Origin of the sequence: Bacillus sp. CGMCC 1.16541, assembly GCF_003184905.1 — a bacterium.
Classification (GTDB): Bacteria; Bacillota; Bacilli; order Bacillales; family Bacillaceae_H; genus Priestia.
The window spans coordinates 150,727-174,938 of record NZ_QFRU01000005.1 but is presented as its reverse complement, the minus strand read 5'-3'; the positions used below and the strand labels follow the sequence as shown (position 1 = coordinate 174,938).

The window sequence follows — 24,212 nt, the reverse complement described above, 5'->3', positions numbered from 1 at the left end:
GGGGGATTCATGTGCAGCATTTATTAACGGTATCTAATTTAAATCAGCGTGAGCTTTTGCAAATTTTAGATGATGCAACAATGTATGAGCAAGAACAAATGATTTGGAAGCCTTCAAAGCAGATGTTTGTTTCAAACTTGTTTTTTGAAGCAAGCACGCGAACAAGATGTAGCTTTGAAATAGCGCAACATAAATTAGGGTTGAGTATCATCCCTTTTGAAGTGATGACCTCTAGTGTACAAAAGGGTGAAACCTTATATGACACCATTGAAACTCTTGCAGCAATTGGTGTGAAATCAGTCGTCATTCGTCATCCAGAAGATGAGTACTACAAACAACTTCAACATGAAGTATCTATACCGATTATTAATGCAGGAGATGGGTGTGGCCAGCATCCTACACAATGTTTGTTAGACCTAATGACGATTCGTCAAGAGTTTGGTAGCTTTAACGGACTTAACGTGGCAATCATTGGAGATTTACGACATAGTCGCGTCGCAAAATCAAATGCAGAAATGTTAACAAAGTTAGGAGCAAATGTTTATCTATCAGGTCCGAAAGAATGGCAAGATAAATCAACTATCTGTGGTCAATATGTAGAGATCGATGATGCGATTGAGATGGCCGATGTTGTCATGTTGTTGCGCATTCAATTTGAAAGGCATGATGAAAGTTCTCACTCTTTAAAAGATATTTATCATGAAGCTTATGGATTAACAGTCGAGCGTGAGAAGCGAATGAAAAAAGGTAGTATTATTATGCATCCAGCTCCAGTGAATAGAGGAGTCGAAATTGCGGATGAGCTTGTAGAGTGTAATCGTTCAAGAATCTTTAAGCAAATGAAAAATGGTGTATTCATTCGCATGGCAGTACTAGCACGCTCATTACAATCAGTCGAAAGGGGTATGACCCATGGTAACTATCATCAAAAATGGCACATGGCTAAATAAAGGAAAGATTGAAAAGGTAGAAATGAAAATCGAAAAGGGGATCATTACAGAAATAAACGAAAGCATTGAACGTAAAGACGAAGAAATAATCGATGTAAAAGGAAAGTTTATTTCCCCAGGATTTGTTGACTTACATGTGCATCTTCGAGAGCCAGGCGGCGAAAAGAAAGAAACGATTGAAACAGGAACTCTTGCTGCAGCCAAAGGAGGATTTACAACGATTGCTGCTATGCCAAATACAAGACCTGTTCCAGATTCTAAACAACAGCTGCAATGGTTAAATCAAAAGATTAAAGATACAGCTCATGTTCGGGTATTACCATACGCATCCATTACTACGCGTCAACTTGGTAAGGAACTGACAAACTTTGAAGAGTTAAAACAAGAGCGAGCGTTTGCTTATACAGATGATGGAGTAGGTGTTCAGTCAACAGGCATGATGTATGAAGCGATGAAAAAAGCGGCGTCATTGAATATGGCAATTGTCGCTCACTGTGAAGATAACGACCTCATTAACAAAGGGTGTGTTCATGAAGGTCAATTCTCAAAGAGAAATAACCTAAACGGAATTCCATCTATTTGTGAAGCTGTTCAAATTGCACGAGATGTCTTGTTAGCAGAAGCAGCCGACTGTCATTATCACGTATGCCACGTGAGTACGAAAGAGTCGGTTCGAGTCATTCGTGATGCAAAGAAAGCTGGCATTCATGTCACAGCGGAGGTAACACCTCATCACTTGTTACTTTGTGAAGATGACATTCCAACTTTAGATGCTAACTATAAAATGAATCCACCTTTAAGAAGTTATGAAGATAAGCAAGCATTAATTGATGGTCTATTAGACGGAACAATTGATTTTATTGCAACCGATCACGCCCCGCATACAGCAGAAGAAAAAGCGGAAGGAATGGAACTTGCACCATTTGGGATTGTAGGGCTAGAAACTGCATTTCCGTTATTGTATACACACTTTGTTCAAAAAGGATTAATGACGTTAGAGCAGCTCGTTCACTTTATGGCAGAAAAACCAGCTACGACGTTTAACTTGCCATATGGAACAATTGAGGTTGGAAAAATAGCCGATTTAACAATTATTGATCTTCATGAAGAAGCAACAATTAATCCAACAACGTTTGCTTCAAAAGGAAAGAACACACCATTTGGTGGATGGCTATGTAAAGGATGGCCAGTGATGACGCTTGTGGAAGGAAAATGTGTATGGGAAAAGGAGAGAGTAGAAGTATGAAAAGTCAATTAATCTTAGAAGATGGTACAACGTTTATTGGACAACGCTTTGGTAGTGAAACAGAAATGATTGGGGAAGTGGTATTCAATACTGGCATGACAGGTTATCAAGAGATTTTGTCAGATCCTTCATACTGTGGGCAAATCGTTACCCTTACATATCCATTAATCGGAAACTATGGAATTAACCGAGATGACTTTGAATCTATTGAACCTTCCGTTCATGGCTTAATCGTCAAAGAAGTATGTGAAGTACCTTCAAACTTTAGAAGTGATATAACGGTCGATGAGTTTTTAAAACAAAAGGATATCCCTGGCTTATCAGGAATTGATACACGCATGTTAACGAGAAAAATTCGTGAATATGGAACGTTAAGAGGGAAGATTTGTGGAATGGATGTCGATGTAGAAGAAGTCGCTCGCTCTTTAAAACAGCATGAGTTGCCAATTGATTCTGTTCAAAAAGTGTCAACTGTTCGTCCTTACCCAAGTCCAGGAAGAGGCCAAAAAGTGGTGCTAGTCGACTTTGGTATGAAACATGGCATTTTACGTGAATTAACAAAGCGTAACTGTGATGTAATGGTTGTTCCGTATAACACGACAGCAGAAGAAATTCTACAAATGAATCCAGACGGCATTATGTTGAGTAATGGACCTGGAGATCCAAAAGATGTACCAGAAGCAATTACGATGATTCAAAATGTGATTGGGAAAATACCGTTGTTTGGGATTTGTTTAGGTCATCAACTGTTTGCGCTCGCATGTGGGGCAGATACAGAGAAAATGAAGTTCGGTCATCGTGGTTCAAACCATCCGGTGAAAGATCTTAAGACGAATAAAGTTGCTCTTACTTCTCAAAATCATGGCTATACCGTTTGTGAACCATCATTAAATGGAACAAAGTTACAAGTGACACATCTTGCATTAAATGATGGAACTGTTGAAGGGTTAAAGCATACAGAACATCTTGCCTTTACCGTTCAATATCACCCTGAAGCATCACCAGGACCAGAAGATGCAAATGGACTTTTCAATCAGTTTATTGAGCTTATGAAACAACAACAGAAAGTGGGGAATCGCTAATGGCAAAGCGTACAGATATCGAAACAATTCTAGTAATTGGGTCAGGTCCAATTGTAATTGGGCAAGCAGCTGAATTTGATTATGCAGGAACTCAAGCGTGTTTAGCTTTAAAAGAGGAGGGATACAAAGTTATTCTTGTTAACTCAAATCCAGCGACAATTATGACAGATTCAGAGATTGCAGACAAAGTATACATTGAGCCACTAACAGTTGAGTTTGTAAGCTCTATTATTCGAAAAGAGCGCCCAGATGCAATTCTTCCAACATTAGGAGGTCAGACAGGTCTGAACTTAGCGGTTGAGTTAGCAAAAGAAGGTATCCTTGATGAGGTGGGAGTTGAAATTTTAGGAACAAAGCTATCCGCAATTGAACAAGCGGAAGACCGAGAGCTGTTCCGTTCGTTAATGAATGAGTTAGGAGAACCAGTACCATCAAGTGAAATCATTCATAACCTTGAAGAGGCCTTTGCATTTGTGAAAGAAGTTGGATATCCAGTCATCGTACGTCCAGCTTATACACTTGGAGGAACAGGTGGAGGAATTTGTGAGGATGAAAAAGAGCTAATAGAAATTGTCACAAGTGGATTAAAGCAAAGTCCTGTTACACAATGTCTTCTTGAAAAGAGTATCGCTGGCTTTAAAGAGATTGAATATGAAGTGATGCGTGATCGCAATGACAATGCCATTGTTGTATGTAACATGGAGAACTTTGACCCAGTAGGTATTCATACAGGTGATTCTATTGTTGTAGCACCAAGTCAAACATTAAGTGACAGAGAATATCAGCTTCTTCGTAACGCATCATTAAAAATCATTCGAGCGTTAAAAATTGAAGGTGGATGTAACGTTCAATTGGCGATTGATCCAGAAAGCTTTCAATACTACATTATCGAAGTAAATCCGCGTGTTAGTCGCTCATCAGCACTTGCATCAAAAGCAACAGGTTATCCAATTGCAAAATTAGCAGCAAAAATTGCAGTTGGTTTAACACTAGATGAAATGATGAATCCTGTAACAGGAAAAACGTATGCTTGCTTTGAGCCAGCGCTTGACTATATCGTAACAAAAATTCCTCGTTGGCCATTTGATAAATTTGAATCTGCCAACCGTAAATTAGGAACTCAAATGAAGGCGACAGGAGAAGTGATGGCAATTGGACGTACATTTGAAGAATCACTCTTAAAAGCTGTTCGTTCATTAGAGTCCAATATTTATCACTTGGAATTAAAGGATGGATCGTCATTTGATGATGCACTTATTGAAAAGCGTATTCGTAAAGCTGGAGATGAGCGATTGTTTTATATCGCAGAAGCGTTACGTCGCGGCGTCACAATTCAAGAGATCCATGAGTGGAGTAAAATTGATCTTTTCTTCTTAGTGAAGCTAGAAAAAATTATTGCATTTGAGCAACATTTACAAGAAAACAAATGGAACGTAGAAGTGTTAAAAGAAGCAAAAGAGTTGGGGTTTGCTGATAGTGCCATTGCGAAACTTTGGGATGAAACAGAGTTAATGATTTACAACTTCAGAAAAGAGAATGAGCTAATGCCAGTGTATAAAACGGTTGATACATGTGCAGCGGAGTTTGAATCGACAACACCGTACTTCTATGGAACATTTGAAACGGAAAATGAATCGATTGTAACAGAAAAACAAAGTGTACTTGTCCTAGGTTCTGGTCCAATTCGTATCGGTCAAGGTGTCGAGTTTGATTACGCAACGGTTCATTCTGTATGGGCTATTAAAGAAGCAGGCTACGAAGCTATCATTGTAAACAATAACCCAGAAACGGTGTCAACGGATTTCAGTATCTCTGACAAGTTGTACTTTGAGCCACTTACAATTGAAGATGTGATGCACGTTATTGACTTAGAGAAGCCAGTTGGAGTTGTTGTTCAATTTGGTGGTCAAACAGCAATCAACTTAGCAGAAGAACTAGAAGCTCGTGGTGTACAAATTTTAGGAACATCTCTTGAAAGCTTGGATGCGGCTGAAGATCGTAAAAAGTTCGAAGCGACATTATCACGATTACAAATTCCACAACCGCTAGGTAAAACGGTAACATCGGTAAAAGATGCAATCCAAGTAGCAGAAGAAATTGGTTATCCAGTGCTTGTACGTCCGTCTTATGTGCTCGGTGGACGTGCGATGGAAATTGTTTATAAACAAGAAGAGTTGCTGCATTACATGGCACATGCAGTGAAGGTACATGATGATCATCCCGTTTTAATTGATCGCTATTTAACAGGAAAAGAAATTGAAGTGGATGCGATATCAGATGGAGAAACGGTGCTAATTCCAGGGATTATGGAACATGTAGAAAGAGCGGGTGTCCATTCTGGTGACTCAATTGCTGTATATCCACCACAAACTTTATCACAAGAAGTAAAGGATCAAATTGTTGATTACACAATTCGAATTGCAAGAGGCTTAAAAATTGTTGGATTACTAAATATTCAATTTGTTCTGTGCAAAGGTGAAGTATACGTGCTTGAAGTTAATCCACGTTCAAGCCGTACGGTGCCATTTTTAAGTAAAATTACGCGTATTCCGATGGCAAATTTAGCAACAAAAGTAATCTTAGGAACAAGTTTAAACGAGCTTGGCTATAAAACTGGTATTCATCCAGAAGAAGAAGGTGTGTATGTAAAGGTGCCTGTCTTCTCATTTGCTAAGTTGAGAAGAGTTGACATTACACTAGGTCCAGAAATGAAATCAACTGGTGAAGTGATGGGGCAAGATACGACGTATGAAAAAGCTTTATATAAAGGGTTGATTGCTTCAGGGATGTCGATTAAACCATACGGATCTGTGTTAATGACGGTTGCGAATAAAGATAAAGAAGAAGCCATTTCCATTGCGAAGCGCTTTGCAGCAATTGGTTATCAAATCTTAGCAACTGAAGGAACAGCAGCTACTTTTGAACAAGAAGGAATTGCTGTAAAGATCGTAAACAAAATCGATAGTGACGATAAAAACTTACTAGATGTTATTCGGAAAGGTGATGCGCAGCTTGTGATCAATACACTGACAAAAGGAAAGCAGCCTGCAAGAGATGGATTCCGAATTCGTCGCGAAGCAGTAGAGAATGGTGTCCCTTGTTTAACATCGCTAGATACAGCAACAGCAATCTTGCGTGTGTTAGAAACAATCGGGTTTCATACATCTCCAATGCGAAAAACGATGTCAGCACGTGAGGTGGCATATGTATGAGAAAAAAAGAAATGATGGAAGTCGTGCAGCAAAAACAATTAACTCATAATGTGTACGAACTAACATTAAAAGGAGAACGAGTACGTGAGATGAACGAGCCTGGTCAGTTCGTTCATCTCCGTATAAACAATGATTATCTTCCTACATTAAGAAGGCCTATTAGCATCGCTTCGATTCACCAAGAAGAAAATCAGTTTACAATGATTTACCGAGCAGAAGGAATTGGGACGAAACGATTGACAGAAAAAACATGTGGTGACTTTATAGATGTTTTAGGACCGCTCGGAAAAGGATTTCCTGTTGATGAGTTAAAAGAAGGAGAAACAGCTTTACTTGTAGGTGGAGGAATTGGTGTACCCCCTCTCTATGAATTATCTAAAAGATTAACCGATAGAGGAATAAAGGTCATTCACGTACTAGGGTTTCAGTCAGAAAAAGATGTCTTTTATGAAGAAGAATTCCAAACTCTTGGCGAAACGTATATTGCGACGGTGGATGGGACATATGGAACAAAGGGGTTTGTCACAACGGTCATTAATCAATTCAATATTCAGTATGACGTGTTGTTTTCGTGTGGACCGACGCCCATGTTAAAGGCACTTCAAGCTACATACACAGAGAAACCTTTATTCATCTCTTTAGAAGAAAGAATGGGTTGTGGCATTGGTGCTTGTTTTGCATGTGTATGTCGAGTGGATGAGGGATCGAATGCCTATAAAAAAGTGTGTACAGATGGTCCAGTGTTTGCAGCAGGGGAGGTTTTATTATGAGTCTATTAAATGTACAGTTGCCAGGACTGTCATTAAAGAATCCTATTATGCCAGCATCAGGATGTTTTGGGTTTGGGCGAGAATATGCGAACCTGTATTCTTTAAATGAATTAGGCGCCATTATGATTAAAGCAACAACAGCAGAATCTAGGTTTGGAAATCCCACTCCACGTGTAGCAGAAACATCGTCAGGAATGCTAAATGCAATTGGTCTACAAAATCCAGGCTTAGATAAAGTGATTCATGAAGAATTAGCTTGGCTCAAGCGATATGATGTACCAATTATTGCGAATGTAGCAGGGGCTTCTGTAGAAGAGTATGTTCATGTTGCAGAACAAATTTCGCGTGTAGACAACGTAAAAGCATTAGAGTTAAACATTTCATGCCCTAATGTAAAAGAAGGTGGAATTGCGTTTGGTGTTGATCCAAGCGTTGCAGCCAGTCTAACGAGAAAAGTAAAAGAAGTATCAGCTGTTCCAGTTTACGTGAAATTATCACCTAATGTATCTAATATTGTCACGATGGCACAAGCAATTGAGCAAGCGGGTGCGGATGGATTGACGATGATCAATACACTACTCGGTATGAGGTTAGATCTTCGTACAGCAAAGCCAATTCTAGCAAATGCAACAGGTGGTTTATCAGGTCCAGCAATTAAACCGGTAGCCATTCGAATGGTGTATGAAGTAAGCCAAAGAGTTCAGATTCCGATTATTGGTATGGGTGGAGTAACGAATGCAGAGGATGTACTTGAATTTTTATATGCAGGGGCAAGTGCAGTAGCGGTAGGGACGGCTAACTTTGTTGATCCATATGTATGTCCTACCATTATTGAAGACTTACCATCATTATTACAATCACATGGATTTAGTCATGTGTCAGAATGTGTGGGAAGGAGTTGGAAAAGTCGTGAAGAATCCGCTTATTATTGCTCTTGATTTTTCAACAAAACAAGAGGTTCAAACGTTTTTAAATAAATTTGAACATGAACGCTTATTTGTAAAAGTGGGCATGGAACTCTTTTACAAAGAGGGAACGTCTATTCTATCTTTTTTAAAAGAACAAGAACATCAGATTTTCTTAGACTTAAAGCTTCATGACATTCCTAATACTGTAAGGCAGGGAATGAGGTCTCTAGCATCGTACGGAGTTGACCTTGTTAATGTTCATGCGTTAGGCGGGACACAAATGATGCAAGCTGCAATTGAAGGGTTAGATGCTGGAACACCAAGTGGAATAAAGCGCCCTCAGTGTATCGCAGTAACGCAACTTACAAGTACATCAGATGCTATGCTACATAATGAGCAACTTGTGCTTCAACCGATGGATAATGTGGTTGTTCACTACGCATCACTTGCAAAGAAAAGTGGTTTAGATGGAGTCGTATGTTCAACACTTGAAGTTCCTCGCATCCGTACAAAATTAGGAGATACGTTTTTAACTGTAACACCAGGAATTCGGTTAGAAACTGATAGTGTCGATGATCAAATGCGTGTAGCTACTCCGATTGTGGCAAAAGAAAATGGATCGAGTGCAATTGTTGTTGGGCGGTCCATTACACGAGCAACTAATCCCTTAAAGGTCTATAAAAAAATGTTAGCACAATGGAATGAGGAGAGTGTGACATCATGAGTATGAAAAAGCAAATTGCAAAGCAATTAATCGATATAAAGGCCGTTAACTTACAACCGAATGAGCCTTTTACATGGGCATCGGGCATTAAGTCGCCCATTTATTGTGATAATCGACTAACGCTTTCTTATCCTGAAGTGCGCAAAGAAATCGCAAAAGGGTTGCAACACTTAATTCGAACATATTTTAACGGAGTTGAAGTCATTGCTGGTACAGCAACCGCAGGGATTCCTCATGCTGCATGGGTCAGTGAAGGCTTAGAGTTGCCGATGTGTTATGTACGCAGTAAAGCAAAAGGACATGGACGAGGCAATCAAATTGAAGGAAAAGTAAATAATGGGCAGAAGGTTGTGGTTGTTGAAGATTTAATCTCAACAGGTGGAAGTGTGATGACAGCCGTTGAAGCGCTTCAAGAAGCAGGTTGTGAGGTATTAGGTGTGGTATCTATCTTTACCTATGAATTAGAAGCAGCCACTGAATTATTTAAAAGAGAAAACATTAAGGTGTTTTCTTTAAGTAATTATTCAACATTAGTAGAAGTCGCAATCGAACAAAATGCCATTGAACAAAATGAATTCACAAAGTTATTAAAATGGCGTGAAAACCCTCGTTCTGAAGAGTGGATGAAACAGCAAGTCTAAATGCATCAAGTCCCCTGCGATGAAAGTTTGTAAAAGACGTAATGGCAGAGGACTTGACTTAATTATTCTTTTTTTTAAATGGAGAATCTATTTTCTTAATTGTAATGTGAGTTCCTCATTTGGCGTAACGTAGACGGTTTGTTGGTTGTCGTAAATGACAAAGCCGGGCTTCGCACCACTTGGCTTTTTCACATGACGAATTTTTGTAAAGTCGACGGGTACCGAGCTAGAACGTTGAGCTTTACTAAAATACGCTGCAAGGTTTGCCGCTTGGAGAATCGTTTCTTCAGACGGATTATTATCACGAATGACGACGTGCGACCCAGGAATATCTTTTGTATGGAGCCAAATATCATCTCGTGAAGCAAGTCGGTTTGTTAAGTATTCATTTTGTTTATTATTCTTCCCTACCAATATAGTTGTACCATCACTTGCTATATAGTGCTCCACTGTTGGTGTATGCTTCTTTTGTTTCTTCGCTTGCTTTCCTTGCTTATTTTTTAAATAGCCTTCTTCAATGAGCTCTTCACGAATCTCTGCAATATCTTTATGAGAGGCAGCTTCCATTTGTTGAATAAGTGTTTCAAAATAACGAATTTCTTCGTTTGCTTTTTCGATTTGTTCAAGCACAAATGAAATCGATTTTTTTGCTTTTTGATACTTGTTAAAATAACTTTGTGTGTTTAAAGAAGGTGTTTTTTGTGGATCTAACGGAATGGTGACAGTTCCACCTTCTTCATCATAATAATTAATCACTTCAATTTCAGTATCACCTTTTTGAACCATGTGCATGTTTGCTGTTAATAGTTCACCATATAGTTGATACGTTGAAGCATTTTCGGCATCTGTTAACGTTTTTTCAAGCTTTTTAATTTTCTTTTCATTCTTCTTTCGTTCATTATTCATAAATTGAAGAAGGTCGTTTGCTTGTTGTTTGACTCGGTCGCGCTCTGCTTTCCCATAATAGTAGCGATCTAGTAGTAAGCTAACGGTAGAAAACGTTTTTGTTTCACCATCTAAGTGACTTAGGGGGAATATATAAAAATATTCTTTATTTCCCACTGTTGTAATAGAAGGCTGAAATGCGTGTTGTTGAATGACGTTCATCATGTTTACAAACGCTTTTGGCAGTGTGGAACGATTCGCAAGACCTGCTTGGTGCACAATTTCTTTTGTTAAAAGTGGAGAGAGTCCTTCAAATGATTGCACAAGCTGGTCGGCTAATTTCCCGCCGTAAAAGTCAATCTTGCGTAATACCGTTTCCTCATCTGTAGTGAATGGATTTTCCTTCTCTTGGCTTGGAGGCAGTACATATGGATGACCAGGTAACAGTGTACGATGACGATTTAATGACATCGGAATATGTTTAATACTATCAATAATGATGTTTTTATCTTTATCCACTAAAATCACATTGCTATGACGCCCCATAATTTCAATAATAAGCTGTTTCGAGGTCACATCTCCAATTTCATTCCGTCCAATCGTTTCAATGACAATAACTCGATCTAATCCAAGCTGATAGACATTTTCAATAATATTACCTTCTAAGTGTTTGCGAAGTAACATGCAAAACATCGGTGGTTCCGAAGGATTTTCATATGACTCTTTTGTAAAGTGAGTACGGGCATAGCTAGGGTGAGCTGAAATCAATAATTTGCGATTCTCACCTTTTGTGCGTATTTGTAGCATTAATTCGTTTGAAAACGGTTGGTGAATTTTTGAAATACGACTACTTTCTAATCCTTCTTTTAATTCCTGTAATATGGCATATGTAAAAATTCCATCAAATGACATTAGGTTCACATCCTCAATTAAATAAATGACTCTTTGCGAGCTAACATTTTCATCTATCGTAAAAGTATAGCATTTTTTAGGACGAGTCTGAATAAGCATACCATATAAGCATCAATAAATTAGCAAACATTGAACTCATGTAAAAGGGTGTGAAGGGATGCAATGAAATGGTATGAATTAAGTGAGCGAGCAACATTAGAAATGACAAAAACAGAAAAGGACACCGGGCTTACTGATCAAGATGTCGTAGCGCGTCAAAAAGAGCATGGATTCAATGAGTTAGACGAAGGAGAAAAACAGTCTGCTCTTCTTTTGTTTTTAGAGCAATTTAAAGACTTTATGGTTCTTGTTCTGTTAGCTGCTACATTAATATCAGGTTTGCTCGGTGAATATATTGACGCCATTGCTATTATCGCCATTGTGATTATAAATGGTTGTCTAGGCTTCTATCAAGAACGGCGTGCGGAAAAGTCACTGCACGCACTAAAAGAATTATCTGCTCCGCAAGTGATGGCTATGCGAAATGGAGAATGGCGCAAAGTTACATCAAAAGAGCTCGTTTTAGGGGATATTGTGAAATTTACAAGTGGGGACAGAATTGGAGCGGATCTTCGAATTATTGAAGCGAAAAGCTTAGAAATTGAAGAGTCTGCATTAACAGGTGAATCATTACCTGTTGCCAAAACAACCCAAGCGCTTTCAGGAGATGAGATTGCGCTCGGTGATCAAGAAAATATGGCATTTATGGGTACATTGGTTACGAGAGGAAGCGGAATTGGGGTCGTTGTAGGAACAGGTATGAATACAGCTATGGGGCAAATTGCAAACTTGCTTCAAAGCGCAGAAACAATGATTACACCACTACAACGAAAATTAGAGCAGCTTGGTAAAATCTTAATTGTTGTGGCCTTGCTCTTAACGATGTTAGTTGTCGTTGTCGGAGTTATTCAAGGACATGATCTTTATACAATGTTCTTAGCAGGTGTATCGTTGGCAGTAGCAGCGATACCTGAAGGATTACCAGCGATTGTAACGGTGGCTCTTTCATTAGGTGTACAGCGAATGATTAAACAAAAATCGATTGTTCGTAAACTTCCAGCTGTTGAAACGTTAGGGTGTGCGTCTGTTATTTGTTCTGATAAAACAGGTACGATGACTCAAAATAAAATGACTGTTACACATCTTTGGTCAGGAGGAACGACGTGGACCGTTTCAGGAACAGGGTATGAACCAAAAGGTGAGTTTTATATCGATGACCGAAAAGTTCATCCATCTGACGTGAAGCCACTTCAACAATTGTTACTATTTGGCTTGCTTTGTAACCAAACTCAGCTTATTCGAAAAAATGATGACTATATGATCGATGGAGATCCAACAGAAGCAGCGTTGTTAGTAGCAGCGATGAAGTCAGGTTTAGATGAGTCGAGTGCAAAGGCTCAATTTAAAATTGTACAAGAGTTTCCATTTGATTCTACACGTAAAATGATGAGTGTCATTGTAGAAGATCAATCGAATAAAAAATATATCATCACAAAAGGAGCTCCAGATGTATTATTAGTTAATAGTAAAGAAATTTTATGGGGAAATAAAAGGCAACTTCTCGCAGGGAATGTGACTAACGAAGTAAAAGGAGCCATTGATGGATTAGCTAGTCAAGCGTTACGGACAATCGCCATTGCATTTCGTGAACTTTCACCGAATGAAAAGGTGATAAATGAAAATGATGCAGAACGAAACCTGACTCTTTTAGGGTTACAAGGTATGATTGATCCACCAAGGCCAGAAGTAAAGCAAGCCGTAAAAGAGTGTAACCAAGCTGGTATTAAGACCGTCATGATCACAGGAGATCACGTCATTACAGCAAAAGCCATTGCTTCTCAGCTTGGAATTTTAAAGCCTGGTGGGAAAGTATTAGAGGGATCTACGTTATCAAAGATGACAACAGAAGAATTAGAAGAGATTGTCGATGACGTCTATGTATACGCTCGTGTATCACCTGAGCATAAACTTAAAATTGTCAAAGCATTGCAAGCACGAGGACATATTGTAGCGATGACAGGTGATGGAGTGAATGATGCTCCTGCTATTAAAGCAGCAGACATTGGAATTGCAATGGGGATTACAGGAACGGATGTTGCGAAAGAAGCCTCTTCACTTGTTTTATTAGATGACAACTTTGCAACGATTAAGTCAGCGATAAAAGAAGGGCGAAACATTTATGAAAACATTCGTAAGTTTATTCGCTACTTACTAGCATCAAATGTAGGAGAAATTCTTGTTATGCTATTTGCAATGTTATTAGCACTACCTTTACCGTTAGTTCCTATTCAAATTTTATGGGTAAACTTAGTAACCGATGGACTTCCAGCTATGGCACTAGGGTTAGATCAGCCGGAAGAGAACGTTATGAAACGGAAGCCGAGACATCCTAAAGAAGGCGTATTTGCACGAGGGCTTGGATGGAAAGTAATTAGCCGTGGATTTCTAATTGGAGTTGTGACATTAGCGGCATTTATGATTGTGTATGATAATACACCAGCGAATTTAGAATATGCACAAACCATTGCATTTGCAACGCTTGTAATGGCACAACTTATTCATGTATTTGATTGTCGTAGTGAGAAATCTATTTTCGATCGAAATCCGTTTGAAAACTTATATTTAGTGGGTGCGGTTATTTCATCCATCTTGCTTATGCTTGTTGTTATTTACTATCCGCCGTTACAACCAATCTTCCATACAATGCCAATTGCACCAAGAGAATGGCTTATTATCTTAGGACTAGCAAGTGTGCCAACATTCTTGTTAGCAGGCTCTTTATTAACGAGAAAAAAGTCATAATCTCAAAATAGAATTATGGTTTTCATCAAGAATGTGAAGTGCATCCCGAATGTTAGACACCGAATCTAACGTTTGGGGTGCTTTTTTATGAAAAGAGAGAAATCTTGAGCGGTTAGTTCAACCACTTCAATCTTTTCTCAAGCAGCCTCCCTAAGTGCTTGATACCTCTGTGATGGGGGGATGCACTTCGATAACTGTGGATTTTTTTGAACTAAGACTTTCTTTTAGATTGCTTTTTATGTAAGATGTACATAGTGGATGTGATAACGATGATAAAAAGTATGACAGGTTTTGGCAGAGGTAAAGCGGAGAATCAGCAGTACGCTGTAACAGTAGAAATGAAATCTGTTAACCACCGTTTTTGTGAAATGAATATCCGTATGCCTAGACAATTAATGGAAATAGAAGACAAAGTCAAAAAGATCATTCAAACATACATAAAAAGAGGTAGAGTCGAAGTGTTTGTGACCGTTTCTGGTGAAGGAATGGCCCCAAAAAAACTTCAAGCAGACTTTCATCTTCTCGATCAATATATTCAAGTCTTGCAAGGCACAAAAGAAAAGTATAAGATTTCTGATGATATAAAGTTGCAAGACATTCTCCATATGACAGACGTTTTAACAACTATTGAAGAAGAAACAGACCAAACTCCTATTTATGACCTTGTCCTTCAAGCTGTAAACCAAGCGGTAGAACAGCTTGTTCAGATGAGACAGATTGAAGGAGAGGAACTTCAAGAAGATCTATTTTCACATTTAAATAAAATTAGTCGTTTAAGAGATCAAATTTTCCAATTAGCTCCGTCTGTATCTGAGCAATATAAAGAGAAAATTAAACGTAAGCTTCAAGAGTATGTAAATGAAATGTTTGATGAGCAGCGAGTGTTAACAGAAGTTGCAATCTTCGCTGATAAGTCAGATATTAATGAAGAGTTAATACGTATTCAAAGTCATGTGTCTCAATTTGCAAAATCGATGAATGAAGGAGACCTTGTTGGGCGCAAGCTCGATTTTTTGGTTCAAGAGCTAAATCGAGAAATGAACACGATTGGTGCGAAAGCAAACCACGGAGAAATTGCTCAGTATGTCATTGAAATGAAAAGCGAACTTGAACGAATTAAAGAACAAGTCCAAAATGTTGAATAATGACGTTCATTTGAGTGAATAAGTGACTAATTATACATTTGGAGATACAATAGGAGGCATATTGATTAATGAGCGGTAAATTAATTAATATAGGTTTTGGTAATTTTATTTCTTCAAGCCGCATGATTTCAGTTGTTCATCCAGAATCTGCACCCATTAAGCGTATTGTGCAAGATGCTAAAGATAGAGGAACATTAATTGATGCGACATTAGGGAGAAAAACGCGATCTGTTATTATTATGGACAGCGATCACGTGGTGTTAGCTCCTGTACAACCTGAGACTGTGTCACAGCGACTAACGAATAAAGAAGATCTATTAGAAGGGTAGGCAAAGCAACTGATGAAAGAAAGAGGTTTACTAATTGTTCTTTCAGGGCCATCTGGCGTTGGAAAGGGAACAGTAAGAAAAGCATTGTTTTCACAAGAAGATATTGAGTTGCATTATTCAATTTCAGCTACAACAAGAAAGCCGCGTGAAGGTGAAGTAAATGGCGTGGATTATTTCTTCAAGAGTCGTGAAGAATTTGAACATATGATTGAAAATAAAAAGTTATTAGAGTGGGCAGAGTACGTAGGCAACTATTATGGTACACCAGTTGATTATGTTGAACAATCATTGTCAGAGGGAAGAGACGTTTTCTTAGAAATTGAAGTACAAGGTGCACTTCAAGTGAAAGAAGCATTTCCTGAAGGATTGTTTATCTTCTTAGCTCCACCAAGTTTGACAGAACTAAAAAGTCGAATTATTGGTCGTGGCACGGAATCTGAAGACTTAATTAATAACCGTATGAAAGTAGCGAAAGAAGAAATCGAAATGATGGACGCTTATGACTACGTAGTAGAAAATGATCAAGTTGATCGTGCATGTGATCGTATTAAGGCGATTGTCACTGCAGAACATTGTCGACGTGATCGTGTAGCAAGACGTTATAAAAGAATGCTGGAGGTTGAATAATTATGCTTTATCCATCTATTGATTCATTAATGCAAAAGTTAGATTCAAAATATACACTTGTAACGGTAGCAGCGAAACGTGCGCGTCAATTACAAGTAAATGATAATAGTGAAATTGCAAAGCCTGTTTCTCATAAACATGTTGGTAAAGCTTTAGAGGAAATTAATGCGGAAATGTTGCACTATACAACATCAACAAAGGAAGACAATGGTTCTGACGAATTAGGTGAGTAAGTCACATGTTAAAATAACAACCTATTTGATAGGTTGTTATTTTTTTGAGTTTTAAACTTTTTACTTGACCATCATTTCAAGCTCGTTCAAACTTTAAAGTAAAACTTATGTGAATAAGTAATTCAAAAGACATTCGTTGATACGTAAAGGATAGGGGATAATGATATGAAAGGTAAACGTATTTTACTATGTGTAAGTGGAGGCATTGCTGTCTATAAAGCAGCTGCATTAACAAGTAAATTAGTTCAAGCGGGTGCAGAGGTGAAAGTGATGATGACACCGTCGGCATGTGAATTTGTTACACCACTCACATTCCAAGCACTGTCTCGAAATCCTGTCTATACAGATACATTTGATGAAAAAAATCCAGAAGTAATTGCTCATATTGACTTAGCTGATTGGCCAGATCTTATTTTAGTAGCACCAGCAACAGCAAATATCATTGGAAAGTTAGCCAACGGTCTTGCAGATGAGATGATATCAACAACACTGCTTGCGGCGACGGCGCCTGTTTGGATTGCGCCAGCGATGAATGTTCATATGTATGATCACCCTGCTGTAAAGAAGAATATGAGTACATTAGCTTCTTTTGGTTATCAGTTTTTAGAGCCAGGTGAAGGTTATTTAGCTTGTGGATACGTTGGAAAAGGAAGACTGGAAGAGCCTGAAACAATTGTTAGTGTGTTAACGAGGTATTTTACAAGCCAACAAGAAGATAAGAAGAGTTTACAAGGTGTTAAGGTCCTAATTACAGCGGGTCCAACGAAAGAGAGAATTGACCCTGTACGGTTTATCACAAATCGCTCAACAGGAAAAATGGGATATGCCATTGCACGAGAAGCGGCAAAGCAAGGAGCCAATGTGACATTGGTGACAGGACCGACAAATATTCCATATCCTGCAGGAGTCGAAGTTGTGAAAGTGGATAGTGCACAAGAAATGTACGAAGAGGTAATAGAGCGATATCACACAATGGATGTTGTGATCAAGTCAGCTGCTGTAGCAGATTATCGTCCAAAACATGTACATGAACAAAAGATGAAAAAGAAGCCAGGCGAAGCCATTATTGAACTTGAACGCACACAAGATATCTTAAAAACATTAGGTGAACGAAAAGAGCATCAATTGCTCATTGGGTTTGCAGCGGAAACAGAGAAAGTAGATGAGTATGCCCAACAAAAGCTTCAAAAGAAAAATTTAGATATGATTGTAGCCAATAATGTAACCGAAGAAGGTGCAGGATTTGGGGTAGATACGAACGTCGTTACTTTCTATAAACGAACAGGTGAGAAAAAACAGTTTCCACTTTTAACAAAACATGAAGTAGCCAAGAATGTATTACATGAAGTGAAATTAATGATGAAAGGGTTACATGAATGAAGATAGCGAGCGTCATTGTGGATGTGGCGACCAAACAAACAGACCGTGCGTTTGATTATGCTGTTCCTGATAAATGGCAAGGCATTATTCAACCAGGAATGAGAGTGATTGTTCCGTTTGGACCTCGAAAGATACAAGGGTTTGTTATTGGATTAAAGGAAGAAACTGATGTGAAGCGCCTTCGATCTATACATGAGATGGTCGATTTAACACCAGTTTTAACAAGTGAATTGTTAGAACTAGGAGAATGGCTTACAGAGCGAACGTTATGCTTTGCTATTTCTGCGTTTCAAGCAATGCTACCTGCGGCAATGAAAGCAAAGTATGATAAAGAAATTACACTCGTGAATGAACAATTTATTGAAACGTTACATGAAAAGGTGCAACCATTCTTTTTAAAAAAGAATGCTATTCGCTGGAGTGAAGTCGAGAAAACGGATGCAGCTGCTGCCTTTTATCGAGATATTCAAAAGGGATTGCTAGAAGTTGTCTATCTTGTGAAAAATCGTGGAAATAAAAAACTGGTTAAAGCGATTCAACCAGCCGCTTCAAAAGACGAGTTGCAAAATCAAATCGATGAGCTGCCAAAGCAAGCTGAAAAGCAAAAGCACGTACTCTCATTTTTTGTTCAACATCCGCGGGAGATTAAATTGAAAGATTTAATGGAGCAACTCCAAGTAACTCAAGCACCCATTAAATCCTTAGTCGAAAAGAAGTTATTGAAAGAAACAGAACTTGAAGTATATCGGAATCCTTATGATGATGCATCTTTTACCCCTTCACAACCATTTGCTTTAACAGATGAACAAACAAAAGCTATTACTCCTATCTTAAAGCACATTGAAGAAGATAAGCATGACGTCTTTTTAATGTATGGCGTAACTGGTAGTGGAAAGACAGAAGTATACTTACAATCCATCGATAAGGTATTGCAAGCGGGGAAAGAAGCGATTATGCTTGTGCCTGAAATTTCTTTGACACCGCAAATGGTTAAACGATTTAAAGGGCGTTTTGGGTCAAAGGTAGCGGTTTTACATAGTGGACTTTCAACAGGTGAGAAATACGATGAGTGGCGTAAAATTCAACGTAAAGAAGTGTCGGTTGTTGTTGGGGCGAGGTCTGCTGTATTTGCGCCTTTTAAAAACTTAGGCATTATTATTATTGATGAAGAACATGAAACAAGCTATAAGCAAGAAGAAAACCCTCGTTACCATACTCGTGATGTGGCTATCTATCGTGGGGAACATCATGGTTGTCCAGTGATTCTAGGGAGTGCAACACCAACATTAGAATCTTTTGCAAGGGCACAAAAAGGAGTATATGAATTACTTACTTTATCAAAAAGAATGAATAACTCAGCTCTACCTGCTGTTGATATTGTCGATATGCGTGAAGAGCTTCGTAATGGAAATCGTTCTATGTTTTCGACGTTGCTTTTTGAGAAGATACAAGATCGTTTGGAAAAAGGGGAGCAAATTGTATTGTTCCTTAATAAAAGAGGACATTCATCGTTTGTCATGTGCCGTGATTGTGGTTTTGTCCATTCTTGTCCACATTGTGAGATTTCTTTAACGTATCATCGGTATCAGGATCGGTTAAAATGCCATTACTGTGGCTTTGAACAGGCGACACATACTGTGTGTCCTGAGTGTAATAGTGATCATATCCGTTTCTTTGGTACAGGCACACAAAAAGTTGAAGAAGAGTTAACAAAAGTGTTACCAGAAGCGACCGTTGTAAGAATGGATGTCGATACAACAAGTCGAAAAGGTGCTCACGAGCGGTTGTTAAATAAGTTTGGGAACGGAGAGGCGCAAATTTTGTTAGGTACCCAAATGATTGCCAAAGGACTCGACTTTCCAAATGTCACGCTAGTAGGTGTCCTATCAGCGGATACAATGCTTCATTTACCAGACTTTCGTGCATCTGAAAAAACGTTTCAATTGTTAACACAAGTAAGCGGGCGTGCGGGGAGACACACACTTCCTGGAGAGGTAGTCATTCAAACGTATACCCCTGAACATTATAGTATCCAATTAGCTAGTCACCATGATTATGATACGTTTTATGAGCAAGAAATGATGACAAGGAAGCTTCATCGTTATCCGCCGTTTTATTATTTAGCTCTGCTGACAGTTTCCCATGAAAATGTAACGAAAGTTGTATCGGTTACTGACAAGATTGGTCAATACTTAAAACAACACCTTTCAAGTCAAACGATTGTATTGGGTCCGGTTACATCTCCAATCGCAAAGATAAAAGATAGATATCGATATCAATGCATGATAAAATACAAGCTGGAACCGAGATTGATTCCTCTTTTGAAATACGTTCTTGAACGTTATCAAGAGGAAGTCCAACAAAATAACTTGACGATTACAATCGATTTACATCCGTATTCAATGATGTAAATATGGATAGTTAATGACTGTGGAACTAAATAAAACAAACATAGGAGGTTACACATTGGCTAAATTAAACTTAGTTTATTATCCTAATGAAGTGCTTGAAACAAAATGTGAGCCTGTTAAACTGTTCGATAATAAGCTAATTAAATTGTTAAATGGTATGTATGATTTAATGCTTGAAGCGGATGGAGTTGGATTAGCTGCTCCACAAGTTGGTATTTCGCAACAAATTGCGATTGTTGATATTGATGATCGCCACGGGAAAATTGAACTAATTAACCCGGTCATTATTGAAGAGTATGGTGAGCAAACAGGTCCTGAAGGCTGCCTTAGTTTTCCGGGCCTTTTTGGTGATGTAACCCGTGCGAATCACATTAAAGTCAAAGCGCTCAATCGTCGTGGTAAACCTTTTACTTTAGAAGCGAGAGGGTTTTTAGCACGTGCTATTCAACATGAAATTGATCACTTGCACGGTGTGTTGTTTACAGAGAAAGTGACTCAATATTATGAAGAAGATGAGCTAAAAGGAGAGAATTAATTTATGACTAACATTGTATTTATGGGAACACCCGACTTTTCTGTTCCAGTTTTACAAACGCTAATTAAAGATGGATATCATATTTCCGCGGTGGTTACGCAGCCAGATCGCCCAAAAGGTCGCAAAAAAGTATTAACGCCACCGCCAGTGAAAGTAGAAGCTGAAAAGCATGGTATCCCGGTGCTGCAACCTGAAAAGATTCGGTTAGAAGAAGAATATGAAAAAGTATTAGCTTATAAGCCAGATTTAATTGTCACAGCTGCGTTTGGGCAAATTTTACCCAAAGCAATTTTAGATGCTCCACAACATGGTTGTATCAATGTTCATGCTTCTCTTTTACCCGAGCTACGTGGTGGTGCACCAATTCACTATTCTATTTTACAAGGGAAAGAAAAAACAGGTGTAACCATTATGTATATGGTTGAAAAACTAGATGCGGGCGATATTTTAACTACTGTTGAAGTGCCCATTGAAGAGAACGACCACGTGGGAACCTTACACGACAAACTATCAGAAGCTGGTGCAAAGTTATTATCACAGACAGTGCCAACATTGCTAGAAGGTAACTTGACACCTATTCCGCAAGACAATGAAAAGGCGACATTTGCTTATAACATTAAGCGAGAACAAGAGAAAATCGATTGGAGTCGCACTGGGGAAGAAATTTACAATCACATTCGTGGTTTACATCCTTGGCCCGTTGCTTATACGTCGTTAGAAGGAAAAGTAATAAAAGTATGGTGGGGAGAAAAAGTGAAATCTCCAACAGATGCAGATCCAGGTACAATTGTCACAATTGATTCTGATGGGATTGTTGTTGTAACTGGTAACCAAACGGCAATTAAGTTAACAGATATACAGCCTGCAGGAAAGAAAAGAATGGATGCTGAACAGTTTTTACGCGGCACAAACATCGAAGTAGGAACGAAGTTAGGAGAACAGAATGAGCGGGTATAATGTAAGAAACGTTGCTCTTGACATTTTGCTTTCCATTGAGAAAAACCAAGCGTTTAGTAATTTGTTATTAAATAAAAGTATTGAAAAGCATGAAATTCGAGGCAAAGACGCAGGGCTGTTGACGGAAATTGTATATGGAACGATTCAAAGGCGTGATACGTTAGACTATTATTTAGAACCGTTTATTAAGAGCCCGAAAAAGTTACAATTATGGGTTCGTGTATTATTACGCTTATCAGTTTATCAAATGATCTATCTTGATCGTGTACCTGATCGCGCCATTATTCACGAGGCTGTTGAAATTGCGAAGCAAAAAGGGCACAGAGGGATTTCCTCGATGGTAAATGGAGTGTTGCGAAGCATTCAACGTGAAGGAGTAAGGTCGTTTGATGAGATTCACGATCCATTAGAGCGAGTAGCGATTGAAACAAGTCATCCTTTGTGGCTTGTTAAACGATGGTCAGAGCAATACGGGATTGAGCGTACAAAAGAGATTTGTTTGGCGAATTTAACAGCACCAAAACAAACCATTCGTGTAAATACAGCAAGGTTTACAGTCGAAGAGGTAAAGTCTCAATTACAAGAAGAAGGCATTATGGTTGAACAGGGAGAATTTGCTCCTGAAGCATTAGAAGTACAAAAGGGAAATGCCGCTTATACACAAGCATTCAAAACAGGAATGTTTACTGTTCAAGATGAAAGTTCGATGCTGGTTGCACATGCCCTAAATGTTGCAGAAAATGAAACAATTTTAGATAGTTGTGCAGCACCTGGTGGTAAGTCTACTCACATTGCGGAACTTTTAAACGGTACAGGAAAAGTGGTTTCACTAGATATCCATGATCATAAGGTGAAGCTAATAGCAGAACAAGCGTCACGCTTACAATTAAGTAACATTGAACCGACCGTTTTAGATAGCCGAAAAGCTGGCAATGCATTTATAAAAGAAAGTTTTGACCGAATTCTAGTAGATGCTCCTTGCTCAGGTTTTGGTGTCATGAGAAGAAAGCCAGATTTAAAATATGTAAAAACAGAAAGCGACGTTGATCAGCTCTCGCGTATACAACTTCAAATACTAGAAGCAGTCGCTCCTCTTTTGAAAAGTAATGGTATACTAGTGTATAGTACATGTACCATTGATCAAGAAGAAAACAGTGATGTTGTACAAGCGTTTCTACAAAGAAATAATGAGTTTAAAGAAGATGAAACGTTCATAGATAGAGTACCGGAGAAACTTAAACAAAACGTTAAACATGGTCAAATCCAGCTACTTCCGGACCAACAACATAGTGATGGATTTTATATTGCATGTTTACGAAAGCAGGTGTAAAAATGGAAAAAGTAGTAACGAAAAAGAAAGAAGAAGAAAAGGACAATCGTAAACCATCCATTTACTCATTGCAATTGCATGAGTTAGAGAATTGGTTAGTAGAGCGAGGTCAAAAGAAATTCCGTGGGAAGCAAGTATACGATTGGTTGTATCATAAGCGCGTCACATCTTTTGATGACATGACCAATTTATCAAAAGATTTACGTGAATTATTGAAAGAAAACTTTGCACTAACTACGTTAAATACAGCTGTACAACAAACATCAGCAGATGGAACGATGAAATTCTTATTTGAATTACACGATGGGTACACAATTGAGACGGTATTAATGCGTCATGAATACGGGAATTCAATTTGTGTGACAACTCAAGTAGGGTGTCGTATCGGTTGTACATTCTGTGCATCAACTTTAGGTGGATTAAAACGAAATTTAGAAGCGGGAGAAATTGTTGCTCAAGTAGTAAAAGTTCAAAAGGCTCTAGACGAACAAGGAGAACGAGTGAGTCATGTCGTAATTATGGGGATAGGAGAGCCATTTGACAATTATGATGAAATGTTAAACTTCTTAAAGATTATCAATAGTGACGACGGTTTAAACATTGGAGCTAGACATATTACGGTATCGACAAGTGGAATCATTCCAAAGATTTATAACTTTGCCGATGAAAGCTTACAAATTAATTTTGCAGTTTCTTTGCATGCGCCAAACAATGAAATTCGCTCGCGTTTAATGCCAATTAACCGTGCCTATAAGTTGCCAGAGTTAATCGAATCCATTAAATATTATACAGAGAAGACAGGACGACGAGTTAGCTTTGAATATGGCTTATTTGGTGGAGTGAACGACCAGGTAGAACATGCTGAAGAATTAGCTACGTTAATAAAGGATTTGAAATGTCACGTTAATTTAATTCCCGTGAACTATGTTCCAGAGCGTGACTATGTTCGTACTCCACGTGAGCAAATCTTCGAATTTGAACGCGTATTAAAGAAACGTGGTATTAACGTAACAATTCGTCGTGAACAAGGTCATGACATTGACGCTGCGTGTGGACAATTGCGTGCGAAGGAGCGTAAAGAAGAGACGAGGTGA

General features: G+C 38.6%; 20 protein-coding genes. 19 read left to right on the top strand and 1 reads right to left on the bottom strand.

The window, feature by feature from the left end:
• Positions 1-11: 11 nt before the first annotated feature.
• The 8 genes from DIS06_RS08850 to pyrE are packed head-to-tail and all read left to right on the top strand — an operon-like array spanning position 12 to position 9,533.
• Entirely contained in the window at positions 12-950 is a 939-nt protein-coding gene (locus DIS06_RS08850) for an aspartate carbamoyltransferase catalytic subunit (protein WP_110112898.1), read from the top strand.
• Positions 913-2,196, top strand: a complete 1,284-nt coding sequence (locus DIS06_RS08845) for a dihydroorotase (protein ID WP_110112897.1) — start codon at positions 913-915, stop codon at positions 2,194-2,196. The genes DIS06_RS08850 and DIS06_RS08845 overlap by 38 nt, the downstream gene beginning before the upstream one ends.
• Positions 2,193-3,278: a carbamoyl phosphate synthase small subunit gene (locus tag DIS06_RS08840; protein WP_110112896.1), complete on the top strand. Its 1,086-nt coding sequence runs from the start codon at positions 2,193-2,195 to the stop codon at positions 3,276-3,278. The genes DIS06_RS08845 and DIS06_RS08840 overlap by 4 nt, the downstream gene beginning before the upstream one ends.
• Positions 3,278-6,490: a carbamoyl-phosphate synthase large subunit gene (gene carB, locus DIS06_RS08835; protein ID WP_110112895.1), complete on the top strand. Its 3,213-nt coding sequence runs from the start codon at positions 3,278-3,280 to the stop codon at positions 6,488-6,490. Before DIS06_RS08840 ends, carB begins: the two co-directional genes overlap by 1 nt.
• A complete protein-coding gene (locus DIS06_RS08830) occupies positions 6,487-7,260 on the top strand; it encodes a dihydroorotate dehydrogenase electron transfer subunit (protein ID WP_110112894.1) in 774 nt (257 codons plus the stop codon). Before carB ends, DIS06_RS08830 begins: the two co-directional genes overlap by 4 nt.
• Positions 7,257-8,198 carry a dihydroorotate dehydrogenase gene (locus DIS06_RS08825; RefSeq protein WP_110112893.1) on the top strand — a complete coding sequence of 314 codons (942 nt, stop codon included), beginning with the start codon at positions 7,257-7,259 and terminating at the stop codon, positions 8,196-8,198. Before DIS06_RS08830 ends, DIS06_RS08825 begins: the two co-directional genes overlap by 4 nt.
• The gene (gene pyrF / locus DIS06_RS08820) at positions 8,170-8,892 is read left to right on the top strand and encodes an orotidine-5'-phosphate decarboxylase (protein ID WP_110112892.1); all 723 of its coding nucleotides are present in this window, start codon (positions 8,170-8,172) and stop codon (positions 8,890-8,892) included. The genes DIS06_RS08825 and pyrF overlap by 29 nt, the downstream gene beginning before the upstream one ends.
• Before the next feature lie 2 nt (positions 8,893-8,894).
• Positions 8,895-9,533 (top strand): orotate phosphoribosyltransferase, encoded by a 639-nt coding sequence (pyrE, locus tag DIS06_RS08815; protein ID WP_162595927.1) that lies wholly within the window; start codon positions 8,895-8,897, stop codon positions 9,531-9,533.
• Positions 9,534-9,620: 87 nt separating this feature from the next.
• Here the strand turns inward: pyrE and DIS06_RS08810 are convergent, their stop codons facing one another.
• Positions 9,621-11,330, bottom strand: coding sequence for an Rqc2 family fibronectin-binding protein (locus DIS06_RS08810; protein WP_204166776.1), 1,710 nt, complete (start codon positions 11,328-11,330; stop codon positions 9,621-9,623).
• Between the two features lie 162 nt (positions 11,331-11,492).
• Here DIS06_RS08810 and DIS06_RS08805 point away from each other — a divergent pair, with 162 nt between their 5' ends.
• The 11 genes from DIS06_RS08805 (at position 11,493) to rlmN (ending at position 24,212) form a co-directional block, all read left to right on the top strand.
• The gene (locus tag DIS06_RS08805) at positions 11,493-14,171 is read left to right on the top strand and encodes a calcium-translocating P-type ATPase, SERCA-type (RefSeq protein WP_110112890.1); all 2,679 of its coding nucleotides are present in this window, start codon (positions 11,493-11,495) and stop codon (positions 14,169-14,171) included.
• Positions 14,172-14,440: 269 nt separating this feature from the next.
• Positions 14,441-15,316, top strand: coding sequence for a YicC/YloC family endoribonuclease (locus DIS06_RS08800; protein WP_110112889.1), 876 nt, complete (start codon positions 14,441-14,443; stop codon positions 15,314-15,316).
• A 68-nt stretch (positions 15,317-15,384) separates the two neighbouring features.
• Entirely contained in the window at positions 15,385-15,645 is a 261-nt protein-coding gene (locus tag DIS06_RS08795; RefSeq protein WP_110112888.1) for a DUF370 domain-containing protein, read from the top strand.
• A gap of 12 nt (positions 15,646-15,657) precedes the next feature.
• Complete coding sequence (gmk, locus tag DIS06_RS08790) at positions 15,658-16,272, top strand: guanylate kinase (protein WP_110112887.1); 615 nt, start codon at positions 15,658-15,660, stop codon at positions 16,270-16,272.
• A 2-nt stretch (positions 16,273-16,274) separates the two neighbouring features.
• Positions 16,275-16,505, top strand: a complete 231-nt coding sequence (gene rpoZ, locus DIS06_RS08785) for a DNA-directed RNA polymerase subunit omega (protein WP_110112886.1) — start codon at positions 16,275-16,277, stop codon at positions 16,503-16,505.
• Positions 16,506-16,670: 165 nt separating this feature from the next.
• Positions 16,671-17,885 (top strand): bifunctional phosphopantothenoylcysteine decarboxylase/phosphopantothenate--cysteine ligase CoaBC, encoded by a 1,215-nt coding sequence (coaBC, locus tag DIS06_RS08780; protein ID WP_110112885.1) that lies wholly within the window; start codon positions 16,671-16,673, stop codon positions 17,883-17,885.
• On the top strand, positions 17,882-20,296 hold the full coding sequence (gene priA / locus DIS06_RS08775) for a primosomal protein N' (RefSeq protein WP_110112884.1): 2,415 nt from the start codon (positions 17,882-17,884) through the stop codon (positions 20,294-20,296). The genes coaBC and priA overlap by 4 nt, the downstream gene beginning before the upstream one ends.
• A gap of 55 nt (positions 20,297-20,351) precedes the next feature.
• Positions 20,352-20,831 carry a peptide deformylase gene (def, locus tag DIS06_RS08770; protein WP_110112883.1) on the top strand — a complete coding sequence of 160 codons (480 nt, stop codon included), beginning with the start codon at positions 20,352-20,354 and terminating at the stop codon, positions 20,829-20,831.
• Positions 20,832-20,834: 3 nt separating this feature from the next.
• A complete protein-coding gene (gene fmt / locus DIS06_RS08765) occupies positions 20,835-21,788 on the top strand; it encodes a methionyl-tRNA formyltransferase (RefSeq protein ID WP_110112882.1) in 954 nt (317 codons plus the stop codon).
• The gene (gene rsmB, locus DIS06_RS08760; protein ID WP_110112881.1) at positions 21,775-23,118 is read left to right on the top strand and encodes a 16S rRNA (cytosine(967)-C(5))-methyltransferase RsmB; all 1,344 of its coding nucleotides are present in this window, start codon (positions 21,775-21,777) and stop codon (positions 23,116-23,118) included. Before fmt ends, rsmB begins: the two co-directional genes overlap by 14 nt.
• A 2-nt stretch (positions 23,119-23,120) precedes the next feature.
• Complete coding sequence (rlmN, locus tag DIS06_RS08755; protein WP_110113027.1) at positions 23,121-24,212, top strand: dual-specificity RNA methyltransferase RlmN; 1,092 nt, start codon at positions 23,121-23,123, stop codon at positions 24,210-24,212.

Coding starts and splice junctions, on each gene's coding strand:
- carB (WP_110112895.1), top strand. CDS start 3,278: ATGGCAAAGCGTACAGATATCGAAACAATTCTAGTAATTGGGTCAGGT.
- coaBC (WP_110112885.1), top strand. CDS start 16,671: ATGAAAGGTAAACGTATTTTACTATGTGTAAGTGGAGGCATTGCTGTC.
- rlmN (WP_110113027.1), top strand. CDS start 23,121: ATGGAAAAAGTAGTAACGAAAAAGAAAGAAGAAGAAAAGGACAATCGT.
- pyrE (WP_162595927.1), top strand. CDS start 8,895: ATGAAAAAGCAAATTGCAAAGCAATTAATCGATATAAAGGCCGTTAAC.
- DIS06_RS08795 (WP_110112888.1), top strand. CDS start 15,385: ATGAGCGGTAAATTAATTAATATAGGTTTTGGTAATTTTATTTCTTCA.
- DIS06_RS08830 (WP_110112894.1), top strand. CDS start 6,487: ATGAGAAAAAAAGAAATGATGGAAGTCGTGCAGCAAAAACAATTAACT.
- DIS06_RS08805 (WP_110112890.1), top strand. CDS start 11,493: ATGAAATGGTATGAATTAAGTGAGCGAGCAACATTAGAAATGACAAAA.
- DIS06_RS08845 (WP_110112897.1), top strand. CDS start 913: ATGGTAACTATCATCAAAAATGGCACATGGCTAAATAAAGGAAAGATT.
- rpoZ (WP_110112886.1), top strand. CDS start 16,275: ATGCTTTATCCATCTATTGATTCATTAATGCAAAAGTTAGATTCAAAA.
- gmk (WP_110112887.1), top strand. CDS start 15,658: ATGAAAGAAAGAGGTTTACTAATTGTTCTTTCAGGGCCATCTGGCGTT.
- DIS06_RS08800 (WP_110112889.1), top strand. CDS start 14,441: ATGATAAAAAGTATGACAGGTTTTGGCAGAGGTAAAGCGGAGAATCAG.
- DIS06_RS08840 (WP_110112896.1), top strand. CDS start 2,193: ATGAAAAGTCAATTAATCTTAGAAGATGGTACAACGTTTATTGGACAA.
- rsmB (WP_110112881.1), top strand. CDS start 21,775: ATGAGCGGGTATAATGTAAGAAACGTTGCTCTTGACATTTTGCTTTCC.
- DIS06_RS08810 (WP_204166776.1), bottom strand. CDS start 11,330: ATGTCATTTGATGGAATTTTTACATATGCCATATTACAGGAATTAAAA.
- fmt (WP_110112882.1), top strand. CDS start 20,835: ATGACTAACATTGTATTTATGGGAACACCCGACTTTTCTGTTCCAGTT.
- priA (WP_110112884.1), top strand. CDS start 17,882: ATGAAGATAGCGAGCGTCATTGTGGATGTGGCGACCAAACAAACAGAC.
- DIS06_RS08825 (WP_110112893.1), top strand. CDS start 7,257: ATGAGTCTATTAAATGTACAGTTGCCAGGACTGTCATTAAAGAATCCT.